1 protein-coding gene is annotated in these 501 nt (G+C 63.3%); it reads right to left on the bottom strand.

Features of this window, described 5'->3' with window-relative positions; all coding sequences use genetic code 11:
• Nucleotides 1-171: 171 nt before the first annotated feature.
• Complete coding sequence (locus F8279_RS29835; protein ID WP_151010791.1) at nt 172-489, bottom strand: hypothetical protein; 318 nt, start codon at nt 487-489, stop codon at nt 172-174.
• Nucleotides 490-501 lie beyond the last annotated feature (12 nt).

The following is a 501-nucleotide window of genomic DNA, read 5'->3' on the forward strand; positions in this document are numbered from 1 at the left end:
CCGGGCCATTTCTTGAGGGTTGTCACCACTGCCAGGTGGCGACCGGACCGGGAATGTAGGAGTCAGGAACACTCCCGGAACCGTCTTCGAGATGAGTTCAGCGGACCATCAGGCCGCTTGCGCGGTGGCCACGGACACCAGTGGCACACACAGCACGACGTGCGAAGTGACCTACTTGGCCGCAGAACCGTTCTTCGGCTTCAGGGACACCGCCCGGAACGCGACGCCGTTACGCCCGTTGGTCGCCCACGGAATGGCCTCCAACTGCTCGACCGCCAGGAAGTCGCCCACCTTCACGTTCGGCTTCTCACCCGCCGTCGTGATGGTGATGACCTCCCCGCCCGTCTCGTCGAGCACGAAGACCTGGGTGGACCACATCAGCCGGCCCGTGTTCTTCTCGGACTTCTGGTTGCCGTTCTGGTCGTTCTTCGGCTCCGGGTCCTTCGACGCCGTCACCTGCTTGCTCGTGGTGTCCACGTACAGCTTCACAACAGACCTCCT

Origin of the sequence: Micromonospora sp. AMSO1212t (assembly GCF_008868145.1) — a bacterium.
Taxonomy (GTDB): domain Bacteria; phylum Actinomycetota; class Actinomycetes; order Mycobacteriales; family Micromonosporaceae; genus Micromonospora; species Micromonospora tulbaghiae.